The organism is Burkholderia catarinensis, from assembly GCF_001883705.2.
Taxonomy (GTDB): domain Bacteria; phylum Pseudomonadota; class Gammaproteobacteria; order Burkholderiales; family Burkholderiaceae; genus Burkholderia; species Burkholderia catarinensis.
In genome coordinates, this window is record NZ_MDEQ02000002.1 from 77,352 (window position 1) to 97,992 (window position 20,641).

Here is a 20,641-nt window from a genome sequence, read left to right on the forward strand (position 1 = left end):
AGGCCGCGGCACCGACAGGACACCACCATGACCCAGGACCCGCTTTTTCAACCGCTGCGACTCGGCGCGCTGACGCTGCCGAACCGCATCGTGATGCCGCCGATGACGCGTTCGCGCGCCAGCCAGCCCGGCGACGAAGCCAACGAACTGATGGCCGCGTATTACGCGCAGCGTGCGAGCGCGGGCCTGATCGTCAGCGAAGGCACCTATATCGCGCCGCTCGGCAAGGGCTACGCGTGGACGCCCGGCATTCACACGCCGTCGCAGGTCGCCGGCTGGCGCAAGGTGACGGACGCCGTGCATGCCGCGCACGGCCGGATCTTCGCGCAGCTCTGGCACGTCGGCCGGCTGAGCCACACGAGCCTGCTCGGCGGCCGGCAGCCGGTATCGTCGTCGCCGCTCCAGGCGAAGGGCGTGAACGTGTTCGTCGCCGGTGAGGACGGCAGCACGCCGGGCTTCGTGCAGGCGTCCGAGCCGCGCGCGCTGACGATCGACGAGATCCGCGAGATCGTCGATCAATACCGGGCCGCCGCCCGCAACGCGATCGAGGCCGGCTTCGACGGCGTCGAGCTGCACGGCGCGAACGGCTACCTCGTGAACCAGTTCATCGACTCGAACGCGAACACGCGCACCGACGCGTATGGCGGCTCGCTGGACAACCGGCTGCGCTTCCTGCGCGAAGTCGCGCAGGCGCTGATCGACGGCACCGGCGACGCATCGCGCGTCGGCATCCGCCTCGCGCCGCTGACCACGCTGAACGGCTGCGTCGACGACGATCCGGAAACGACCTATCTCGCCGCCGCGAAGCTGCTCGGCGAACTCGGCGTCGGCTACCTGCACATCGCGGAAGCCGACTGGGACGACGCGCCGCTGATGCCGGTCGAATTCAAGCAGCAACTGCGCGCCGCGTACCCGGGCGTGCTGATCTACGCCGGCGCGTACACCGCCGAACGCGCACGCGAGGCGATCGCCGCGGGATGGGCCGACCTCGTCGCATTCGGCCGCCCGTTCGTCGCGAACCCCGACCTGCCCGAGCGCCTGCGCACCGGCACCGCGCTTGCGACGCACGACCGCAACACGCTGTTCGGCGGCGGCGAGCGCGGCCTGACCGACTACCCGACGCTCGCCCAGGCCGCGGCCTGAGCCGGCGCCGGCATACCCGAGACTGCCCATGAGAATCACGCTCCCTTCCCGCCTGGGTTTCGGCACCGCGCCGCTGGGCAACATGTATCGGGACATCCCGAACGAAGAAGCGCTGGCCACGGTCGACGCGGCCTGGGAAAGCGGCATCCGCTACTTCGACGCCGCGCCGCTGTACGGCGCCGGCCTCGCCGAGCTGCGCCTCGGCGAAGCGCTCGCGGGCCGTCCGCGCGACGCGTATTCGCTCGGCACCAAGGTCGGCCGGCTCGTCCTCGACGAACACGAGGACGCGTCGCAACGCGACCTCGGCGAAAAGGGCGGCCTGTTCCGCCACGGGCTGCCGAACAGGATCGTCTACGACTACACCGAAGACGGCACGCTGCGTTCGATCGACGCGAGCCTCAAGCGGCTGCGCACCGACCGGCTCGACACCGTGTGGATTCACGACCCGGCCGTCGATTTTCACGGCGACGCGTGGCGCGACGTGTTCGACGTCGCGATGTCGGGTGCGGCCCGCGCGCTCACGCGGCTGCGCGACGAGAAGGTCATCCAGGGCTGGGGCCTCGGCGTGAACCGCGTCGAGCCGTGCGAACTCGCGCTCGAGCGCTCGGATCCCGACGGCTTCCTGCTCGCCGGGCGCTATACGCTGCTCGATCACGCAGGCGCGCTCGAACGGCTGATGCCGGAAAGCGTCGCGCGTGGTCTCGGGATCATCGTCGGCGGCCCGTACAACTCGGGCGTGCTGGCGGGCGGAACGCATTTCGAGTACCAGCCGGCCACGCAGGCAACGCTCGACCGCGTCGCGCGCATCCGCCGGATCAGCGAACGTTTCGGCGTCGATGTCCGCGCGGCGGCACTGCAATTCTCGCTCGCGCACCCGGCCGTCGCGGCCGCGATCCCCGGCGCGAGCCGGCCCGATCGCATCGACGAAAACCTGCGTCTCGCGGCAGCGCCGATCCCGGCTGAACTGTGGGATGCGCTGAAGGCCGAACACCTGATTGCCACGCACGCGCCCACGCCGGCAGGCGCGGGTTGAGCCGGGGTTGCGCTGCGGCATGGGGCCGCGCGCCCCGTTGCAATCGCGGCGGCTATCGTCGCGATTGCAATTTCCCAATTGCCGCCCCCGCGATCGGCGTCTAACGTTTACCGGATCCGCTCCGCACGATTGCCACCCGACCTGACAGGACGCCCCGCCATGCCAAGCCGCTCCCCGAAACGCGACATGCTGCTGGCCGTCGCGGCCGGCCTTTCATTCGCGGCCTGCGCCGCGCCGGCGTACGCCGACGAGGCTGCCGGTCTCGCGCCACCCGAGCCGGCGACGCCGGTGCTGTCGACCACCGCGACCGGCGTGCAGATCTACGCTTGCGAATACGACCCCGCACACCGGCTCGCGTGGGCATTCCAGCGTCCGGAGGCGATGCTGTTCGACGCCGGCGGCACGCTCGTCGTCCGGCATGGCGCGGGGCCCTCGTGGGAAGCGCTCGACGGCAGCCGCATTACCGGCAAGAAACTCGCGGAAGCGCCGAGCACGCGCCCGGGCAGCATTCCGCAACTCCTGCTCGCGACGACGCCGGCCGCGGCGGGCACGACAGGCACGCTCGCCGGCGTGCGCTTCGTGCAGCGGCTCGACACGTCGGGCGGCACGCCGCCGGAGGTTGCGTGTTCGACCGAGCATGCGATCGGCCGCTTTCCGTATTTCGCGCGATACGTGTTCCTGAAGTGACGCGCGACGGCGCCCGAAGCGCCGGGCGCCATCGCGGCGTCTTCCTTCACGCGCCCAATCGATCAGTCATCCTATCCTTTATGCGTAGCTGCCTGCCATCGTTTCGGTTGCGCAGCGCTCAGCGTATCCGCATCGACAATTCGACATCGCCGCCGAACGGCACCGACAGATAGCCGTTTTCCGGCGCGCGCACGTAAGCGAGGTAGTCGGGGCTGTATTCCGCGTTGTCGGCCACGACGAACGCCCCCGTCCCGAGCCGCGGCTCGACCCGTTCGAGAATCTCCGGATACAACGCCTTCGCACCGTCCAGCAGCAGCAAATCGACCGTATCCGGCAGATCACTGGCCAGCGTGCGCAACGCGTCGCCCTCGCGAATCTCCACCAGATCGGCCAGCCCGGCCGCGGCCAGGTTCGCCCGCGCCCGCACGACCTTCGACGGCTCGAATTCGCTCGTGATCAGCCGACCGCCGCCGTTGTCACGCAGCGCGGCCGCGAGATGCAGCGTCGAAATGCCGAACGACGTGCCGAATTCGACGATCGCCCGCGCACCGCAGCCGCGCGCAAGCATGTACAGCAGCGTGCCCGTCTCGCGCGACACCGCGAGCGGATAGTCCTTCAGGCGCGCATAGAAATCGGTGTAATCGGTCTTGCTGCGCATCAGCCGCACGTGCTCGTCGTGCGACAGGTCGGCGAAGTCCGGGCTCGATGCGGGCGACGAGGCGTCGGCTTCGTCGAACAGGCGCGCGAGCAACGACGCCAGCGGGTCGTGAATCAGGGTGGTCATGCGAATCTCCGGTGTCTGGTTGAGTGCGTCAGTACGCCCGACTAGAATATGACGAACTATTCAGGTTTTACTATTCGCATTGGCAGACCCGTCATGACCGACCGCCGCAACGCCCCGATCGCCTCGCGCAAACAGCCTCGGCAGGCCCGCTCGACCCGTCTCGTCGAAGACGTCCTCCAGGCCGCTATTCAGGTTTTGGCGACCGAAGGCGCGCAGCGCTTCACGATGGCGCGGGTCGCCGAGCGCGCCGGCGTGAGCGTCGGCTCGCTGTACCAGTACTTCCCGAACAAGGCGGCCGTGCTGTTCCGGCTCCAGCACGACGAATGGCGGCAGACGTCCGAGATGCTGTGCGGGATGCTGCAGGACACGCGGAAGACGCCGCCCGAGCGGCTGCGCACGGCCGTCCACGCGTTCATCCGTTCGGAATGCGACGAGGCGTCCATGCGCATCGCACTCGACGACGCCGCGCCCCTCTATCGCGACGCCCCCGAGGCGCAGGAAGTGAAGGCGGCGGGCAACCGCATCTTCCACGCGTTCATGCGGGAAGCGCTGCCCGATGCGCCGGACGCGACGCGCGCCCTCGCGTGCGACCTGATCAAGACCACGCTCACCACAGCCGGCAAGGCGTTTTCGGAAAGCGAGCGCACGCCCGGGGAAATCGACGCATATTCGGCCGCCATGGCCGATATGTTCTGCGCGTACCTCGCGCATCTCGCGCACCGTTGAGGCCGGACGAGGGCGAGAAGGGCACGTGCGCGACGGCGGGTTCGTCCGAATGCAGGTTGCGCGCGGCGGCCATCCCGTCACGCGCATCCGTTTCCGCCGGCCTCCCCGGCCGCAACGAAAGACATTCGTAATACTCGATGCATCACCCGCTTCCGCCCTGCCCGTCGCCCCCGCCTTCAAATAATCGCCTTAACGGATTCGAACTAGGCGTATACACGCGTTTCGTCGCGACGGAGTCCCGTTTCACGCCGATATAAGCGCTGCGACATGCGCTGCATGCTCTTCGCCCAATGGGACGTGATGGGCGGTTCGCCTAACCTTCGCTACGGCAAAGCACACGTGACGGGGTCGACCACACAACGCGTCGTACGACGCGACACCCTCGCGATCGTTTCGATTCGCGCAGGACGACACGGATCACGCGTCATTCGTCCCCCTGACGTTGCCGATAAATCCCAACCAGATACGAGACACCCTGACGACGGTTCGCTACGGGCCGTTTCAGCATGCTGATAAAGGAGCAAGCTCATGAGTGATACCCCGGTGCAGCCGACGGTCGGCGTCGGCGCGAAAGAAACTGACTTTGGCACCCAGGGAGTCATCGACCGGTACTTCGGCATTTCGTCGCGCGGCAGCACGCAGCGCCGCGAGATCGTCGCGGGCGTGACCACCTTCCTCGCGATGGTCTATTCCGTGTTCGTCGTGCCCGGCATGTTCGGCAAGGCCGGCTTCGACACGAGCGCCGTGTTCGTCGCGGTCTGCCTCACCACCGCGTTCGGTTCGTTGCTGATGGGCCTGTGGGCAAAGCTGCCGATCGCGATCGGCTGCGCGATCTCGCTGACCGCGTTCACCGCGTTCGGCCTCGTGCTCGGCAAGGGGCTGCATCCGACGGTCGCGCTCGGCGCCGTGTTCCTGATGGGCCTCGTGTTCACCGGCATCTCGGTCACCGGCGTGCGCTCGTGGATCCTGCGCAACCTGCCCGCGGGCGTCGCGCACGGCACCGGCATCGGCATCGGCCTGTTCCTGCTGCTGATCGCGTCGAACGACGTCGGGCTCGTGATCAAGAACCCGGGCGCCGGCCTGCCGGTCTCGCTCGGCCAGATCACCGCGCTCCCGGTCATCATGTCGGTCGTCGGCCTCGCCGCGATCTTCGGCCTCGAAAAGCGTCGCGTGCCGGGCGGCATCCTGCTCGTCGTGATCGCGATCTCGATCTTCGGCCTCGTGTTCGATCCGGCCGTGAAATACCACGGCGTCTTCGCGCTGCCGTCGCTGAGCGCGCCGGGCCATGCGTCGCTGATCGGTGCGATGGACATCAAGGGCGCGCTGTCGATGGCCGTGCTGCCGAGCGTGCTGGCGCTGGTGATGACGGCCGTGTTCGACGCGACCGGCACGATCCGCGCGGTCGCCGGGCAAGCCGGCCAGCTCGACGAGAACGGCCGCATCATCAACGGCGGCCGTGCACTGACCGCCGATTCGCTGAGCTCGATCTTCTCCGGCTTCCTCGGCGGCGCGCCGGCGGCGGCCTACATCGAGTCGAGCGTCGGCGTGGCCGCCGGCGCGAAGACGGGCCTCGCGGCAGCCGTGGTCGGCCTGCTGTTCCTCGTCGTGATGTTCTTCTCGCCGCTCGCGGGCCTCGTGCCGTCGTACGCCACGGCCCCCGCGCTGATGTATGTCGGCCTGCTGATGCTCGGCAGCGTGAGCAAGCTGCACATGGACGACATGGTCGACGCGATGTCGGGCCTCGTGTGCGCGGTGTTCATCGTGCTGACTGCGAACATCGTGACGGGCATCATGCTCGGCTTCTCGACGCTCGTGATCGGCCGCGTTGCCAGCGGCGAATTCCGCAAGCTCAATGTCGGCACCGTGCTCATCGCGGCCGTGCTCGTCACCTTCTATCTCGGCGGCTGGGCAATCTGACCTCCGATGATGCGCGACGCCGCCGGCAGAAGGGCGGCGCGCATCGGGACGACAACGTCTCCTCCACCATCATCGTTGATGGCCTCAAGGCCTGGGAACGCGAGTTTCCAGGCTTTTTTTGTCGGCGCGGCACGACTTGCGAAGCGTCGCGGCAGCGGCTCGACGCGAATCCGCGCCCAGTGCTACGATCTCGTTTTGCCTTCAGGAGCCGCCATGAACGCGCTCGGCATCGTCCCCGAATCGAGCACCCGGACCTCGGCGCGCAAGCCGCCGTTCATCCCGTCGTTCGGCTTCCACGAAGTGCATGAATCGCAGCCGATCGGCGCGCCGCCCGCGCGCATCATCGACGCCGTCGCGTCGCTCGACATGCGTGCCGATCCGGTCATCGACGCGCTGCTCACGGTGCGCGAGTTTCCGGCAGCAATCGCCGGCGCGCTCGGCAACGGGCCGGCCCGAACCGAGCACGCGCGCTTCGGCTTCGACACGTTCACACTGCTGCACCGCGACGACACGTCGCTGTCGCTCGGCCTCGTCGGACGCTTCTGGCGACCGACGCCCGACGTGCGAGCGATCGCCGACGCAGCGGCCTTCGTGCGGCACGACGACCCGGCCGACGCGAAGCTGGTGCTCCGGTTCGAGGTCATCGGGCTCCCATCGGGCGCACATGTGCTGCGCACGGAAACCTTCGTCCACTGCCCGAGCACACGCACACGCTGGCTGTTCATGCCGTACTGGCTTGCGATACGGCTGGGGAGCGGCTGGATCCGGCGGCGCACGCTGGCGGCGGTCGAGATGGCGCTGGCGTAGACCCGACGCGTCAGAACGGCTTGATCACGACCAGCCCGACGACGATCCCCGCTGCGACCACGACCGCGCCCGCCGCCTGCTCGAGCCATCGCGCGGGCGCGACGACGAGATCGTCGCGCTCCATGCGCCGCAACGTGCCGGCCAGCACCCCGTGCAGCGCCGACAGCGCGGTGACGACGACCAGCTTCACCGAGAGCCACGCGGCGCCGAACCAGTGACCGTTCAGCGCGATCGCAATGCCCGTGATCCAGACGAGCGCGAGCGCGGGCGCCGTCACCGTGCGATCCCAGCGCCGCACCGCGCGATGCACGGCCAGGTTGGCGATACGAACGCCGACGGACAGCATCAGCAGCCCGCCGACGAACGTGACGACGGCGACGACATGCACGGCCTTCAGCAGCAGGTAGGTCATCGCGCGTGCCTCCTGCGCGCGATCCATCCGGCGCTCGCCAGCCCCGCAAACGGCACGACGGCCGACAGCACGAGCCGCGCGACCTCGCCCTTGCTCCACAGCCCGCTCGACGCGGTGCCGACGACCGCCCACAGGTACATCGCGAAAGCGATGCCGTGAACCGGGCCCATGACCGATACCGCGACCGGATACCCGGCCAGATGCTTGAGCGGCACGGCGACGCACACCAGCACGACGAGCGTGGTCGCCTCCAGCAGCGACAGGTATTGCAGGTTCCGTAACGCATTACGATCGTCTTGTTTCATCGACAGGGCTCCAGATTGGTCCGCGATGATTGTCGCGTGTGGTGCGCACCCGGGCCATTGGCTAAAATGCCATCTTTAAACGGATTCTGGCCACGGCCTCGACCGTCATGCACACGCTCGCCGTTCTCGCTCTGCCCGAAGTCGTGCCGTTCGATCTGGGCGTCGCATGCGACACGTTCGCGCGCGTGCGTTCGCCCGGCGTTGCCCACGCGTACCGCGTGCGCGTGTGCAGCGAGCAGCCGCGCGTCGCCGGCGACCTGTTCGAACTGCGGCCCCCGTTTCGTCTCGATGCGCTCGCCGATGCCGATACGATCGTCGTCCCCGGCACGTCCGTGCCGCTCGCGCCCACGTCGCGCCGCGTGATCGCCGCACTGCGCGCGGCGGCCGCGCGCGGTTGCCGGATCGCGTCGATCTGCAGCGGCGCGTTCGTGCTCGCGGAAGCCGGGCTGCTCGACGGCTTGCGCGCGACGACGCACTGGCTCGCGGCCGCCGAACTCGCACGCCGCTACCCGAACGTCGAGGTCGACCCGAACGTGCTGTTCGTCGACAACGGGCAGATCCTGACGTCGGCAGGCGCCGCGGCCGGCCTCGATCTGTGCCTGCACATGATCCAGGCCGACTACGGCGCGGCGGTCGCCGTCGATGCCGCGCGCTACGCGGTGGCGCCGCGCGTGCGCGAAGGCGGGCAGGCGCAGTTCATCGCACCGGAATGGCCGGCCGGCACCGACGGGCTGCAAAGCCTGATGGACTGGCTGCAGGCGAACCTGCGCAAGCCGCTCACGCTCGATGCGATGGCCCGCAAGGCGTCGACGAGCGTGCGCACGCTGACGCGGCGCTTTCAGGAACAGACGGGCACGTCGCCGCGGCAATGGCTGCAGACCGCGCGCGTCAGGCATGCGCAGCAGTTGCTGGAGGTCACGGAGCTGTCGATCGAGCATGTCGCGACGGAAGCCGGGTTCGGTTCGGTCACCGCGTTTCGCGAGCGGTTCGCGCGCATCGTCGGCACGTCGCCGCAGCGGTATCGCCACGCGTTCCGCGCACGCTCCGGTGCGTGACATTCATCAGGATCACTACCGAAAACCTCCGCCGCCCTGCCTCGTCCGCCACACTGTCGCGCCAACCGGACCCGATCGATGACCCGCATCCGCAACCCCCTGAACATCGCGCAGCTCCAGGCATTCGTCTCCGCCGCACATCACAAGAGCCTGCGCGCCGCCGCGCGCGAGCTCGGCGTCACGCAGCCCGCGATCACGCACATGATCCGCGAACTCGAAACGGCGCTCAACGCGGAACTGCTCGCACGCAGCGTGCGCGGCGTCGAGCTGACTGCCTGCGGCCATGCGCTGCTGCCGCGCGCCGAGCAACTGCTCGGCGACATCCGGCGCACGGTCGAGGCCGTCGAGCAGGTGAAAGGCGAGATGTCGGGGCGCGTCGCGGTCGGCACGATGCCGTCGATCGCGCTGACGGCGCTGCCGCACGCGGTGACGGCATTCCGCCAGTCGATGCCGAACGTCAGCCTGCATCTCGAGGAAGTGACGGTGCCCGACGCGCTCGCGCAGTTGCGCAACGGCACGCTCGACATCGCCGCGATGCACCATGTGCCCACGCTCGACCGCGATTTCACGCAATTGCCGCTGCTGTCGACCGAATTCACCGTCGTGATGCGCGAAGGCCACCCGCTCGCGCACGCGCGCCGGTTAGAGGAACTGCTCGACGCCGAGTGGATCGTCACCGTCGGCGCCGAGCAGTTTCCGCACAGCGTGATGATCGCGATGTTCGAGGCGCGCGGGCTGCCGCTGCCGAAGCGCCTGCTGAGATCGCCGATGTCGTTCGCGGTGACGCTCGGGCTCGTCGCGCGCTCCGACGTGATCGGCTGCTTCACGCGCCCGCTCGCCGCGATGGTCGCGCCGCTCGGCATCCGCACGGCCGAACTCGACGAAAGCATGCCGCGCTTCGACCTGTCGATCATCGCGCGACGCGACCTGCTGCCCACGCCCGCCGTATCGCAATTCGTCACGTGCCTGCAGCGGGCGGTCAACGAAACGCTCGGCTGAATCGTTCCTGTGTCTGAAACGGCCGCGCATCGGAGGCGCTGCCGCCGGGCCCGGTATCGGGGCTTGTCCTAGGCGCCCTGCCGGTATTTTGTCTTGATAATCTTCCGCACGTCGCGCGCCCGCATCGGGCAGGCGAAACGGACAGTCCGACGCGAAGCCGCGCCGGACCGAAGGCTTACGGCGCGGCACAACCGCGCACCCATCGAACAAAATGAGGAGTCACCGAGTGAAAAAGATTCTTGCGGCTGTGACCGTGGCCCTGCTCGCCGTATCGGCCGGCAGCGCGTACGCGAAGGACTGGACGACCGTGCGGTTCGGCGTCGACGCAAGCTACCCGCCTTTCGAATCGAAAGGCGCTGACGGCAAGGTGGTCGGATTCGACGTCGACCTCGGCAACGAAATCTGCCGCCGCATCAAGGCGAAGTGCGTGTGGATCGAAAACGACTTCGACGGGATGATCCCGGCGCTGAAGGCCCGCAAGTTCGACGGCGTGCTGTCGTCGATGTCGATGACGCCGGCGCGTCAGGAACAGATCGCGTTCTCGGAGAAGCTGTTCAACACGCCGACGCGCCTCGTCACGAAGAAGGGCACCGGCCTGATGCCGACGGCCGAATCGCTGAAGGGCAAGTCGGTCGGCGTCGAGCAGGGCACGATCCAGGAAACCTACGCGAAGACCTACTGGGCATCGAAGGGCGTGAACGTCGTGCCTTACCAGAACCAGGACCAGGTCTACGCCGACCTGATCTCCGGCCGTCTGGACGGCGCGCTGCAGGACGCGGTGCAAGCCGAGATCGGCTTCCTGAAGACGCCGCGCGGCGCGAACTTCGATTTCGCCGGCAAGGATATCGACGATCCGAAGACGCTCGGCAACGGCGCCGGCATCGGCCTGCGCAAGGAAGACACCGACCTGAAGGCGAAGATCGACGGCGCGATCTCCGGCATGCGCAAGGACGGCACGTACGAGAAGATCGCGAAGAAGTACTTCGATTTCGACGTCTACGGCAAGTAACACCGCGAACCGGCGCGATTCGCGTCGACGCACAAACGGGCTCCTTGCGGAGCCCGTTTTTTTTGCGCGCGCGCCGCCGGGAGCGTTATTTTTTCCGCGCCAACCTGATGATTCTCAAAGAAAAATTTCGTGTTCCGGCGCCGGTTTGATGGCGGCGACGCAGGCAACGTACAATCGATCTCCCACGCACACCGGATCATTCGCGGCTGCGCCGCCCTCCCTCATCATGCAAACGCAGACCCATCCGCTGATTTCCCCCGCCGTCGGTACCGAACGCCAGATCACGAGCTTCCATTACGGCCCGCGCGGCGGCAAGAAGGTCTACATCCAGTCGTCGCTGCACGCGGACGAACTGCCCGGCATGCTGGTCGCCACGCTGCTGCGCCGCAAGATCGCCGCGCTCGAGACGGCCGGCAAGCTGCGTGGCGAAGTCGTCATCGTGCCCGTGCCGAACCCGATCGGCCTGTCGCAACACGTGTTCGGCGATCACCTCGGCCGCTTCGAGCTCGGCTCGATGCAGAACTTCAACCGCAATTTCTACGATCTCGCGGCGCTCGTGCTGCCGCGCGTCGAAAGCCGGCTCACGAACGACGCGCAGCGCAACCTCGCCGCCGTGCGCGCCGCGATGCGCGAAGCGCTCGACGAGCAGAAGCCGCGCACCGAACTCGACTCGCAGCGCCTCGCGCTGCAGAAGCTGTCGTTCGATGCCGATATCGTGCTCGACCTGCACTGCGACAGCGATGCGGTGATGCACCTCTATACGAATCCCGATCTGTGGCCGGACGTCGAGCCGCTGTCGCGCTATCTCGACGCGCAGGCGTCGCTGCTCGCGCTGAATTCGGTCGGCAACCCGTTCGACGAGATCCACAGCTTCTGCTGGTCGGATCTGCGCGACCGTTTCGGCGACCGCTTCCCGATCCCGAACGGCGCGATTTCCGTCACGGTGGAACTGCGCAGCGAACGCGACGTGTCGTACGAGTTCGCCGAAAAGGACGCGCAGGCGATCGTCGAATACCTGACCGAGCGCGGCGTCGTCGAAGGCACGCCGGCGCCGTTGCCGCCGCTCGCGCATCCGGCCACACCGCTCGCGGGCACCGATCCGCTCGTCGCGCCCGTGTCGGGCGTGATCGTGTTCCGCACGCCGGTCGGCGCGATGATCCAGGCCGGCCAGGAAGTGGCCGACATCGTCGATCCGCTGACCGATCGCGTCGTCACGCTGAAAAGCAGCGTATCGGGCGTGCTGTACGCGCGTCAGATCGTGCGTTTCGCGACGGCCGGCATGGAAGTCGCGCGGATTGCCGGCGCGACCGCGATCCGCACGGGTTCGCTGCTGTCGGCCTGAGCGCCCGGCCCGCGCGCCGGGCGACGGCGCGCACCGACACGAACCCGCGCGTACCAGCGAAATCGCCCGCTTGCGCGGGCGATTTGCTTTCCGGAGCGCCGGTGGCCGGCGATCCGCCGCCGGCCGGTACGCGCGAAAGACCGTTCAGAACGCCGGCACGATCGCACCGCCGAACTTCTGGTCGATGAACTTGCGCACGTCGTCCGATTCATAGGCCGCGACGAGCTTCTTCACCCACGGCTTGTCCTTGTCCTGCGCGCGCACCGCGATCAGGTTCGCGTACGGCCCGCGCAGATCCTCGATCGCGATCGCATCCTTCGCCGGCGTGAGCCCCGCCTTCACCGCATAGTCCGTGTTGATCGACGCGGCATCGAGATCGGGCAGCGCGCGCGGCAACTGCGCGGCATCGAGTTCGACGATCCTGATCTTCTTCGGATTCTCGGCGATGTCGAGCGGCGTCGCGTTCACGCCGTTCGTGCCGGCGCCCGCCTTCAGCTTGATCACCCCGTATTTCTGCAGCAGCAACAGCGCGCGGTTGCCGTTCGACGGATCGTTCTGGATCCCGACCTTCGCGCCCGCCGGCAAGTCCTTCAGCGACTTGATCTTCTTCGAATAGAAGCCCATCGGCGCCGTGTAGGTCAGCCCGACGTTCACGATCCGGTAGCCGCGCTGCTTGACCTGGCTATCGAGGAACGGCTGGTGCTGGAAGCCGTTCGCATCGAGATCGCCGGAATCGAGCGCCGCGTTCGGCTGCACGTAGTCGTTGAATTCGATGACCTTGATCGCGAGACCTTCGCGTGCGGCCACCTTCGTCACCTCGGTCCAGATCTGCGCGTCGGGGCCGCTCATCGTGCCGATCTTCAGCGTTTGCGGGTCGGCGTGCGCGCCGGGCGCCGCGAATGCCAGCGCTGCGGCGAGTGCGCCGAGGCCGGTCAGGATCGAACGTCGCATGGTGTCCTCTTGTCCCGTGTCGTTTGTTGGAGCACGGATCGTGGCACGGGGCCCGAACAGCACCAACCAAGCTTATTTCATGTGCATATTCCTGAGTCGGGTCGAATCTCAGTCTTAATCGGTATAACTCCCGGCTATACAACCGGGCAGAATCCAGTGTCGCATCGGCACCACACATTCTTCATATGACAGTCACTGTCATATTCATTACGTGGCCCACCGATAAAGTCGCCGCTGGTCCGTGAAAGCGCCCATAGAGAGCGCCGGAACCGCAACTGGACACGCCATTTATTCGCTCGGAGAATCCTTTGAACAAGAAACTGTTGACCATCGCCGTCCTCGCAGCAACGGCCGGCACGGCCCACGCACAAAGCAGCGTGACCCTGTACGGCGTCATCGATGCCGGTATCAGCTACGTGAACCACAGCAAGACCGCCAGCGGCGGCAGCAGCAAGCTGTTCAAGTATGACGACGGCGTTGCCCAGGGCAGCCGTTGGGGCCTGCGCGGCACCGAAGACCTCGGTGGCGGCCTGAAGGCGATCTTCGTGCTCGAAAACGGCTTCAACAGCGGCACGGGCGCCCTCGGCCAAAGCACCTCGACGTCGTCGACCATCTTCGGTCGCCAGGCCTACGTCGGCCTGAGCCAGTCGCAATTCGGCACGGTCACGCTCGGTCGTCAGTACTCGTTCTCGACCGACGTCCTCGGCTCGAACTACTCGACGGGCGGCAACACGGTCGCGGGTAACTACGCGTACCACGTGAACGACGTCGACCAGCTCACGTCGAGCCGCATCAACAACTCGGTGAAGTTCCAGAGCGCGAACTACGCCGGCTTCACGTTCGGCGCGTTGTACGGCTTCTCGAACTCGACCGACTTCGCTGGCGCAGCGGGCACGGGCACCACGAACACGGGCGGCTCGTCGCGTGCATACAGCTTCGGCGTGAACTACGCGAACGGCCCGTTCGCACTCGGCGCGGCCTACACGGACATCCGCTTCCCGAGCCAGTCGACGCCGGCATTCTCGACGACGATCGCGAACATCAGCACGGGTAACATCCGCGACCTGCGCACGTACGGCGTCGGCGGCCGCTACATCTTCGGCCCGGCAACGGCATGGGCCCTGTGGACGCGCACGCAGTTCACCCCGGTCGCAGCCGGCGCATCGGGCACGTTCTACAACGCATACGAAGCTGGCCTGAAGTACGCAATCACGCCGGCCCTGTCGGCAGCAGCGGGCTATACGTACACGAACGCAACGCAAAACGGCGGCTCGGCACACTGGAACCAGGGCGACCTGGCGCTGGACTACGCGCTCAGCAAGCGTACGGACGTGTACGGCCTGGTCGTCTACCAGAAGGCGTCGGGCAACAACGTGCAAGCGCAGATCGGTTCGAGCACGAGCTACTTCAACACGTCGGGCAACGGTGCGTCGAACCAGCTCGCCGCTCGCGTCGGTATCCGTCACAAGTTCTAAAGCATCCGCTTAACTCGCGGATCACGACGGCAAGAAGCGCCCCGCTCCACGCGGGGCGCTTTTTTATGTGCTTTTAAGTTTCGCTTAATTCTGGGCTGAGAGGATGCTCTCACCCCCCCTGTTGGCCGCCTGAACATCGGCGGCTTTTTTTTTACATGCCGACGGCGCCGCCATCGATTGCCCACAAGACAGGATCGGAGGCCATGATGATCGAAGATACCGTTTTCAGCCATCTGCACGCGATTCTGACGTGCCAACACTCGATACCGGTCCAGAGCTGCCGCGTATCAGTCGAAATGCAGCGCCCGTGGGGCCGCCCGTACCGGCTCGTCGAATGGACGATGCATCTCGACGCGCCCGCGCGGCGCCAGATCGTGCCGGCCGAATCGACCGACGAAGAGATCGCCGAGGTCGTCGCATCGCACGTGCCGGGCCGGCTTTACGGCGACGGCCGGCTCCAATTCTGAACGCCTTCCCGCTCCACCCGCTTCCCGCCTTTCGGCCGCCCCGCACGCGTCGTGCGGCAGTCGGTCTCGTTTGACGCGGCAACGAAACCTGCTACGCTGCGCGTTTTCGTCCACGCAACACACGATGGAAAACGCATTCAACGAACGCGGCGTGACGATCACGCGCAACGGCCTGTCGGCTGCCGGGCAGGTATTCGCACTGCGCGACATCCGCCAGGTCGACGTCGTCAAGATTCCGAAGAACCGCCTCGTTCCGTCGCTGATCTCGCTGATCGGCGCGGCCACCGCCATCGCGGGCGGCATCGGCGCATCGAGCGCCGCACTCGTCGTCGGCGTGATGCTCGCCGTCGTCGGCTATCTCTCATGGGTCACGCAGGACATCACGTATCGCCTGATGGTCGAGATGCCCGACGGCAAACGCGAAGCGCTGTCGAGCGTCGACGCGGAGTTCGTCGAACGCGTCGCGCAGGTCGTCCGCGATGCCCAGGCCGCGAAGGCTGCCGGCTGATTCCGTTCGCCCCCTTGCACGCTTCGGCTCGCGGTGTCCGGATGCGCGCGGCGAGTTTCGGCTCGCGCCGCCACGACCGCGCCGTCCCCATCGAATCCCGTTCCGCTGCATCCTCGCCGGCACCGCACCTCCACCGCGTACGCCAACCGCCTAGTATGGAATGAGCGGCCCGCCGCCGCATCGTCCGAGGAGGTCGGCATGAACGTCCAATCGCTGTCCGGCATGCTTCGCGCGCAGGAACTGCTGATCGTGTCGATGATCCGCGCGCTTCCCCCTGACGCGCGCCGTGCGCTCGTCGACCTCTATACCGAACAGATCGCGTTCGCCGAACAGGCGGGCCTCGAAAGCCACGGCGATCGCGCGACGCACGATGCGTTCATCGCGCATGCGCGCAACCTGTTGATCCGCATCGAAGCGCTGGCCTAGAGCCTGTTCACGCTAATAACGGGCCGGCGCTAGCCCGGCGCGTTGTCCCGAATTTCCCGCCGCGGCTCGCCCGGGCCGCGCTGGTAAGCGCTCACCCACACAGGATGCCTTCCATCTTGTGTTGATAATGATTCTCATTTACACTGGTAAAGTTGTCAGTTGTCTTTCAATTCGCCGTTCGCCGCATCCTGCGCGCGCACGGGCCAGCCAGGTGAACGCGTCACCCAGCCAGCCTTCGGGCTTGTCATCGTCAATGGGAGACCACCTGTGCATTGCTATCCGCTGGCGCGGCGGCCGATCTGCGCCGCGCTGTTCGGCGCGTTCGGCCTGTCCGCTGCCCCGGCTCACGCCGATTCGTCGCCGCAAGGCGCCACCCCGCCTCCTGCCGCCGTCGTCGCCGCGTCCACGCGCGGCGCCGCGGCGCTGCTCGACCCCGTCACCGTCACGGCCACCCGCACCGCCACCGCGGCGAGCCGCACGGCGGCGTCCGTATCGGTGATCACCGACGAGGATCTCGAGGAACAACAAGCCACCAACATCAAGGACGCGCTGCGCTACGAGCCGGGCATCACGGTGCGCCGCACCGCGTACCGGCCCGGCAGCGCCGCGCTCGGCGGCGGCCGCGACGGCGATTCGAGCATCAACATCCGCGGCCTCGAAGGCAATCGCGTGCTGCTGATGCAAGACGGCATCCGCCTGCCGAATGCGTTCTCGTTCGGCCCGCTCGAAGCGGGCCGCGGCGATTACGCCGATCTCGACACGCTCAAGCGCATCGAGATCCTGCGCGGGCCGGCCTCGGCGCTGTACGGCAGCGACGGCCTGACCGGCGCGGTGAACTTCATCACGAAGGATCCGCGCGACCTGCTGTCGATCTACAACAAGCCCACCTACTTCTCGTTCCGGCCGAGCTACGACTCGGCCGACCGCAGCATCGGCGCGACCGTGTCGGCCGCGGGCGGCAACGATCGCATCCAGGGGATGATCATCGCCGACGGCCGGCGCGGCCACGAGGTCGACACGCGCGGCAGCAACAACTCGGCAAGCACGCTGCGCACGACGTCGAACCCGCAGGACGTCTATTCGGAATCGCTGCTCGGCAAACTCGTGCTGACGCCCACCGCGCGCGACACGATCAAGTTCACCGCCGAAACGGTGCAGCGGCGCGTGAGCACCGACGTGCTGTCCGCGATCAATGCGCCGGCCACGCTCGGTCTCACGACGAACGACCGGCTCGAGCGCAACCGCTTCAGCGTCGACTACGATTTCCGCGACGATGCATTCCGCTGGTTCCAGACCGCGCACGTGCAGTTCTACTACCAGGACGCGAAGCAGGATCAGTACGCGTTCGAGACGCGCGGCAGGCAGCCTTCGCGTTCGCGCGACAACCAGTACAAGGAACGCACCTTCGGCGGTTCGGCATTCGCCGAAAGCGGTTTCTCGACCGGCCCGCTCGCGCACAAGCTGCTGGCTGGCGTCGACGGCAGCCTGTCGCGCGTGACGAACCTGCGCGACGGCACGGTGCCGGGCGTCGGCGAGGCATTCCCGAACAAGGCGTTTCCCGACACCGACTACACGCTGTTCGGCGCGTTCGTGCAGGACCAGATCGGCTACGGCCGCCTGCTCGTCACGCCGGGCCTGCGCTTCGACACGTACCGGCTGAGCCCGACCGAAAACGATCCGCTGTTCACCGGCAAGGCCGTGTCGACGAGCGCGAACGAACTGTCGCCGCGCGTCGCCGTGCTCTACGAGATCACACCCGCGGCCATTCCGTACGTGCAGTACGCGCACGGCTTCCGCGCGCCGACGCCCGACCAGGTGAACAGCAGCTTCTCGAACCCGGTGTACGGCTACACGTCGATCGGCAACCCGAACCTGAAGCCCGAGACGAGCGACACGTTCGAAGCGGGCCTGCGCGGCAAGGCCGGCACCGGCTACGGCGTCGTGCGCTACAGCGCGGCCGCGTTCACCGGCCGCTATCGCAACTTCATCTCGCGCACGACGATCGCGGGCAGCGGCCGGCCGGCCGACCCGTTCGTGTTCCAGTACGTGAACTTCGCCGACGCGCGCATCCACGGCCTCGAAGGCCGCGCCGAATGGGCGATGCCGAACGGCATCACGCTGAAGACGGCGATGGCGTTCACGAAAGGCTCGACGCAGAACAACGACGCGGCCAGCCAGCCGCTCAACACCGTCAACCCGTTCTCGGCCGTGTTCGGCGTGCGCTACGAGCCGGGCGAGCGCTGGTACGTGCAGACCGACCTACTGTTCCAGGCCGCGAAACGCGACAAGGACATCGACAAGTCCGACTGTTCGAACAAGACGTGCTTCACGCCGCCGTCGTCGTTCGTCGTCGACCTGCGCGGCGGCTATCGCTTCAACAAGCACGTCAGCGCGACGATCGGCATCCGCAACCTGTTCGACCGCAAGTACTGGAACTGGTCGGACGTGCGCGGCATCGCGGCCGATTCGCAGGTGCTCGATGCGTATACGTCGTCCGGTCGCACGGTCGCCGTCAGCATGAAAGTGGATTTCTGATGCGCGTCGCCCGCGCTGCCACCCCAACCGTTACTTGAAGGAGTCCGACATGATGCAATCCGCCCTTCCCGGTCAACCGGCCACGCCTGCCCGCGCGGCCGCCGCGCTGCGCGATGCGTTCATCAAGCTCAAGACCGAGCGCCAGCTGCGCAACCGCGACGTCGCGCTGGCGCTCGGCGTCAGCGAAGGCGAGGCGCTCGCCGCGTTCGTCGGCGAGCACGTCGTGCGGCTCGACGCGCGCTTTCCGGCGATGTTCGAGGAGATGCCGCGCCTCGGCCGCGTGATGGCGCTCACGCGCAACGACACGGCCGTCCACGAGAAGGACGGCGAATATGCGCAGATGAGCCACGACGGCCCCGTCGGCCTCGCGCTCGGCGATATCGACTTGCGCATCTTCTATCGTCGGTGGGTGTCGGCGTTCGCGGTGCGCGACGAGACCGCGCACGGCCCGCTGAAGAGCCTGCAGTTCTTCGACGCGCAGGGCCATGCGATCCACAAGGTCTACCTGCGCGCGCACAGCGATCACGCCGCGTACGACGCGTTCGTCGGGCGCTGGCGCGCGCCGTCGCAGCAGCCGGGCCTCGACGTCGCACCCGCCGCGCCGAAAGCACCCGAGCGCGCCGACACCGAGATCGACATCGCGGGCTTCCGCGCCGCGTGGGACGCGATGACCGACACGCACCAGTTCTTCGGCATCACGCAGCGCTTCGGCGTGAGCCGCATGCAGGCGCTGCGCCTCGCCGATCCGCACTACGCGTATCCGGTCGAAACCGCGCGTGCGCTGCGCCACGTGCTCGAACAGGCTGCGCAAAGCGGCCAGCCGATCATGGTGTTCGTCGGCAATGCGGGGATGATCCAGATCCATACGGGCCCCGTCGCGAACGTGCGCGAGGTCGGCGCATGGATCAACGTGCTCGATCCGGGCTTCAACCTGCACGTGCGCGAAGACCTGATCGCCGCCGCATGGGTCGTGAAGAAGCCGACGAGCGACGGCATCGTTACGTCGCTCGAACTGTTCGACCGGCAGGGCGACCACGTTGCGCTGCTGTTCGGCGAGCGCAAGCCCGGCAAGGTCGAGCGCGACGACTGGCGCGCGCTCGTCGCGACGCTGCCGCCGGCGGCACGCGGGGACGCGCGGTGAGCGCGCGGCCGTTCGATCCGCGCCGCCGCGCGGTGCTGGCGGGCGCGGCGGCCGGCGCGCTCGCGGGCGTGCTGCCCGGCAGCGTGCTCGCGCAGGTTGCGCAGGCCGCGCCGAAGCGCGTGGTCGTGATCGGCGGCGCGCTCGCGGAAACCGCGTTCGCGCTCGGCGGCGCCGAGACGCCCCGCTACCGGCTCGTCGGCGCCGATACGACCTGCACGTACCCCGACGCCGCGAAGCGCCTGCCGAAGGTCGGCTACCAGCGCGCGCTGTCGGCCGAGGGGCTGCTGTCGCTGCGGCCCGATCTCGTGCTCGCGTCGGCGGAAGCCGGCCCGCCCGCTGCGATCGCGCAGGTAAAAAACGCCGGCGTCGCGGTGACGACGTTCGACGAACGCCACGACGTCGCATCGGTGCGCGCGAAAATCACGGGCGTTGCGCAGGCGCTCGACGTGCGCGACGCGGGCGCCGCGCTGCTGCAGCGTTTCGATCGCGACTGGCTGGCCGCGCGCGACGCGGTCGCCGTGCGCGTGCCCAGCGGCGCGCAGCCGCCGCGCGTGCTGTTCGTGCTGAACCATACCGGCAACCAGGCGCTCGTCGCCGGCCAGCGCACGGCCGCCGATGCGATGCTCCGCTATGCGGGCGCGCGCAACGCGATGCAGGGTTTCGATCACTACAAGCCGCTGACGACCGAGGCGCTCGCGGCCGCCGCACCCGACGTCGTGCTGATCTCCGACGAAGGGCTCGCGGCCGTCGGCGGCCGTGCCGCGCTGCTCGCGACGCCCGGCTTCGGCGCGACGCCGGCCGGCCGCGCACAGCGCGTGGTGGCGCTCGATGCGCTGTTCCTGCTCGGCTTCGGCCCGCGCCTGCCGCTCGCCGTCACGACCCTGCACCGACGCCTGTCGGATGCACTTGCCTGATTCCG

At 67.7% G+C, this 20,641-nt stretch carries 21 protein-coding genes; 17 read left to right on the forward strand and 4 right to left on the reverse strand.

Annotated elements, in window-relative coordinates; all coding sequences use genetic code 11:
* The first annotated feature begins 27 nt into the window (after positions 1-27).
* The 3 genes from BFF94_RS03520 (at position 28) to BFF94_RS03530 (ending at position 2,863) form a co-directional block, all read left to right on the forward strand.
* Complete coding sequence (locus BFF94_RS03520) at positions 28-1,143, forward strand: alkene reductase (protein WP_219138995.1); 1,116 nt, start codon at positions 28-30, stop codon at positions 1,141-1,143.
* Between the two features lie 28 nt (positions 1,144-1,171).
* Entirely contained in the window at positions 1,172-2,176 is a 1,005-nt protein-coding gene (locus tag BFF94_RS03525; RefSeq protein WP_128845611.1) for an aldo/keto reductase, read from the forward strand.
* Between the two features lie 159 nt (positions 2,177-2,335).
* A complete protein-coding gene (locus tag BFF94_RS03530) occupies positions 2,336-2,863 on the forward strand; it encodes a DUF3455 domain-containing protein (RefSeq protein ID WP_128845614.1) in 528 nt (175 codons plus the stop codon).
* Between the two features lie 118 nt (positions 2,864-2,981).
* Here the strand turns inward: BFF94_RS03530 and BFF94_RS03535 are convergent, their stop codons facing one another.
* Entirely contained in the window at positions 2,982-3,647 is a 666-nt protein-coding gene (locus BFF94_RS03535; protein WP_128845616.1) for an O-methyltransferase, read from the reverse strand.
* 48 nt (positions 3,648-3,695) lie between these two features.
* Between BFF94_RS03535 and BFF94_RS03540 the strand changes: the two genes are divergently transcribed.
* The 3 genes from BFF94_RS03540 (at position 3,696) to BFF94_RS03550 (ending at position 7,097) form a co-directional block, all read left to right on the forward strand.
* A complete protein-coding gene (locus tag BFF94_RS03540; protein ID WP_128845619.1) occupies positions 3,696-4,373 on the forward strand; it encodes a TetR/AcrR family transcriptional regulator in 678 nt (225 codons plus the stop codon).
* A gap of 528 nt (positions 4,374-4,901) precedes the next feature.
* On the forward strand, positions 4,902-6,290 hold the full coding sequence (locus tag BFF94_RS03545) for an NCS2 family permease (RefSeq protein ID WP_128845621.1): 1,389 nt from the start codon (positions 4,902-4,904) through the stop codon (positions 6,288-6,290).
* 213 nt (positions 6,291-6,503) lie between these two features.
* Complete coding sequence (locus tag BFF94_RS03550; protein ID WP_128845624.1) at positions 6,504-7,097, forward strand: hypothetical protein; 594 nt, start codon at positions 6,504-6,506, stop codon at positions 7,095-7,097.
* A 10-nt stretch (positions 7,098-7,107) separates the two neighbouring features.
* On the opposite strand, the gene BFF94_RS03555 is transcribed toward BFF94_RS03550, so the two are convergent.
* Both BFF94_RS03555 and BFF94_RS03560 read right to left on the reverse strand, forming a co-directional pair.
* On the reverse strand, positions 7,108-7,509 hold the full coding sequence (locus tag BFF94_RS03555) for a CopD family protein (RefSeq protein ID WP_128845627.1): 402 nt from the start codon (positions 7,507-7,509) through the stop codon (positions 7,108-7,110).
* Positions 7,506-7,814, reverse strand: a complete 309-nt coding sequence (locus BFF94_RS03560) for a DUF3817 domain-containing protein (RefSeq protein WP_128845630.1) — start codon at positions 7,812-7,814, stop codon at positions 7,506-7,508. Before BFF94_RS03560 ends, BFF94_RS03555 begins: the two co-directional genes overlap by 4 nt.
* A gap of 107 nt (positions 7,815-7,921) precedes the next feature.
* Here BFF94_RS03560 and BFF94_RS03565 point away from each other — a divergent pair, with 107 nt between their 5' ends.
* The 4 genes from BFF94_RS03565 to BFF94_RS03580 all read left to right on the forward strand — a co-directional run bounded on the left by BFF94_RS03565 (position 7,922) and on the right by BFF94_RS03580 (position 12,219).
* Positions 7,922-8,869 carry a GlxA family transcriptional regulator gene (locus tag BFF94_RS03565; protein WP_219138996.1) on the forward strand — a complete coding sequence of 316 codons (948 nt, stop codon included), beginning with the start codon at positions 7,922-7,924 and terminating at the stop codon, positions 8,867-8,869.
* Positions 8,870-8,947: 78 nt separating this feature from the next.
* On the forward strand, positions 8,948-9,868 hold the full coding sequence (locus BFF94_RS03570; RefSeq protein ID WP_162285563.1) for a LysR family transcriptional regulator: 921 nt from the start codon (positions 8,948-8,950) through the stop codon (positions 9,866-9,868).
* A gap of 226 nt (positions 9,869-10,094) precedes the next feature.
* Complete coding sequence (locus tag BFF94_RS03575) at positions 10,095-10,877, forward strand: ABC transporter substrate-binding protein (protein WP_128845632.1); 783 nt, start codon at positions 10,095-10,097, stop codon at positions 10,875-10,877.
* Positions 10,878-11,103: 226 nt separating this feature from the next.
* Positions 11,104-12,219 (forward strand): succinylglutamate desuccinylase/aspartoacylase family protein, encoded by a 1,116-nt coding sequence (locus tag BFF94_RS03580; protein ID WP_128845635.1) that lies wholly within the window; start codon positions 11,104-11,106, stop codon positions 12,217-12,219.
* 144 nt (positions 12,220-12,363) lie between these two features.
* Here the strand turns inward: BFF94_RS03580 and BFF94_RS03585 are convergent, their stop codons facing one another.
* Complete coding sequence (locus BFF94_RS03585; protein ID WP_128845638.1) at positions 12,364-13,170, reverse strand: MetQ/NlpA family ABC transporter substrate-binding protein; 807 nt, start codon at positions 13,168-13,170, stop codon at positions 12,364-12,366.
* A gap of 308 nt (positions 13,171-13,478) precedes the next feature.
* On the opposite strand from BFF94_RS03585, the gene BFF94_RS03590 reads away from it, so the two are divergent.
* The 7 genes from BFF94_RS03590 (at position 13,479) to BFF94_RS03620 (ending at position 20,636) form a co-directional block, all read left to right on the forward strand.
* Complete coding sequence (locus BFF94_RS03590; RefSeq protein ID WP_128845640.1) at positions 13,479-14,645, forward strand: porin; 1,167 nt, start codon at positions 13,479-13,481, stop codon at positions 14,643-14,645.
* A gap of 206 nt (positions 14,646-14,851) precedes the next feature.
* Positions 14,852-15,112: a DUF2866 domain-containing protein gene (locus BFF94_RS03595; protein ID WP_128845643.1), complete on the forward strand. Its 261-nt coding sequence runs from the start codon at positions 14,852-14,854 to the stop codon at positions 15,110-15,112.
* A 124-nt stretch (positions 15,113-15,236) separates the two neighbouring features.
* Complete coding sequence (locus BFF94_RS03600) at positions 15,237-15,620, forward strand: DUF6232 family protein (protein WP_128845646.1); 384 nt, start codon at positions 15,237-15,239, stop codon at positions 15,618-15,620.
* Positions 15,621-15,818: 198 nt separating this feature from the next.
* Entirely contained in the window at positions 15,819-16,046 is a 228-nt protein-coding gene (locus BFF94_RS03605; protein ID WP_128845649.1) for a hypothetical protein, read from the forward strand.
* A 267-nt stretch (positions 16,047-16,313) separates the two neighbouring features.
* Positions 16,314-18,581: a TonB-dependent hemoglobin/transferrin/lactoferrin family receptor gene (locus tag BFF94_RS03610; protein ID WP_219138997.1), complete on the forward strand. Its 2,268-nt coding sequence runs from the start codon at positions 16,314-16,316 to the stop codon at positions 18,579-18,581.
* Positions 18,582-18,630: 49 nt separating this feature from the next.
* Complete coding sequence (locus BFF94_RS03615; protein WP_219138998.1) at positions 18,631-19,722, forward strand: hemin-degrading factor; 1,092 nt, start codon at positions 18,631-18,633, stop codon at positions 19,720-19,722.
* Positions 19,719-20,636 carry a heme/hemin ABC transporter substrate-binding protein gene (locus BFF94_RS03620; protein ID WP_219138999.1) on the forward strand — a complete coding sequence of 306 codons (918 nt, stop codon included), beginning with the start codon at positions 19,719-19,721 and terminating at the stop codon, positions 20,634-20,636. The genes BFF94_RS03615 and BFF94_RS03620 overlap by 4 nt, the downstream gene beginning before the upstream one ends.
* Positions 20,637-20,641 lie beyond the last annotated feature (5 nt).

Excerpts from the sequence above, each read along its gene's own strand:
- BFF94_RS03520 (WP_219138995.1), top strand. The coding sequence starts at position 28 with ATGACCCAGGACCCGCTTTTTCAACCGCTGCGACTCGGCGCGCTGACG.
- BFF94_RS03525 (WP_128845611.1), top strand. The coding sequence starts at position 1,172 with ATGAGAATCACGCTCCCTTCCCGCCTGGGTTTCGGCACCGCGCCGCTG.
- BFF94_RS03530 (WP_128845614.1), top strand. The coding sequence starts at position 2,336 with ATGCCAAGCCGCTCCCCGAAACGCGACATGCTGCTGGCCGTCGCGGCC.
- BFF94_RS03535 (WP_128845616.1), bottom strand. The coding sequence starts at position 3,647 with ATGACCACCCTGATTCACGACCCGCTGGCGTCGTTGCTCGCGCGCCTG.
- BFF94_RS03540 (WP_128845619.1), top strand. The coding sequence starts at position 3,696 with ATGACGAACTATTCAGGTTTTACTATTCGCATTGGCAGACCCGTCATG.
- BFF94_RS03545 (WP_128845621.1), top strand. The coding sequence starts at position 4,902 with ATGAGTGATACCCCGGTGCAGCCGACGGTCGGCGTCGGCGCGAAAGAA.
- BFF94_RS03550 (WP_128845624.1), top strand. The coding sequence starts at position 6,504 with ATGAACGCGCTCGGCATCGTCCCCGAATCGAGCACCCGGACCTCGGCG.
- BFF94_RS03555 (WP_128845627.1), bottom strand. The coding sequence starts at position 7,509 with ATGACCTACCTGCTGCTGAAGGCCGTGCATGTCGTCGCCGTCGTCACG.
- BFF94_RS03560 (WP_128845630.1), bottom strand. The coding sequence starts at position 7,814 with ATGAAACAAGACGATCGTAATGCGTTACGGAACCTGCAATACCTGTCG.
- BFF94_RS03565 (WP_219138996.1), top strand. The coding sequence starts at position 7,922 with ATGCACACGCTCGCCGTTCTCGCTCTGCCCGAAGTCGTGCCGTTCGAT.
- BFF94_RS03570 (WP_162285563.1), top strand. The coding sequence starts at position 8,948 with ATGACCCGCATCCGCAACCCCCTGAACATCGCGCAGCTCCAGGCATTC.
- BFF94_RS03580 (WP_128845635.1), top strand. The coding sequence starts at position 11,104 with ATGCAAACGCAGACCCATCCGCTGATTTCCCCCGCCGTCGGTACCGAA.
- BFF94_RS03585 (WP_128845638.1), bottom strand. The coding sequence starts at position 13,170 with ATGCGACGTTCGATCCTGACCGGCCTCGGCGCACTCGCCGCAGCGCTG.
- BFF94_RS03595 (WP_128845643.1), top strand. The coding sequence starts at position 14,852 with ATGATCGAAGATACCGTTTTCAGCCATCTGCACGCGATTCTGACGTGC.
- BFF94_RS03600 (WP_128845646.1), top strand. The coding sequence starts at position 15,237 with ATGGAAAACGCATTCAACGAACGCGGCGTGACGATCACGCGCAACGGC.
- BFF94_RS03605 (WP_128845649.1), top strand. The coding sequence starts at position 15,819 with ATGAACGTCCAATCGCTGTCCGGCATGCTTCGCGCGCAGGAACTGCTG.
- BFF94_RS03615 (WP_219138998.1), top strand. The coding sequence starts at position 18,631 with ATGATGCAATCCGCCCTTCCCGGTCAACCGGCCACGCCTGCCCGCGCG.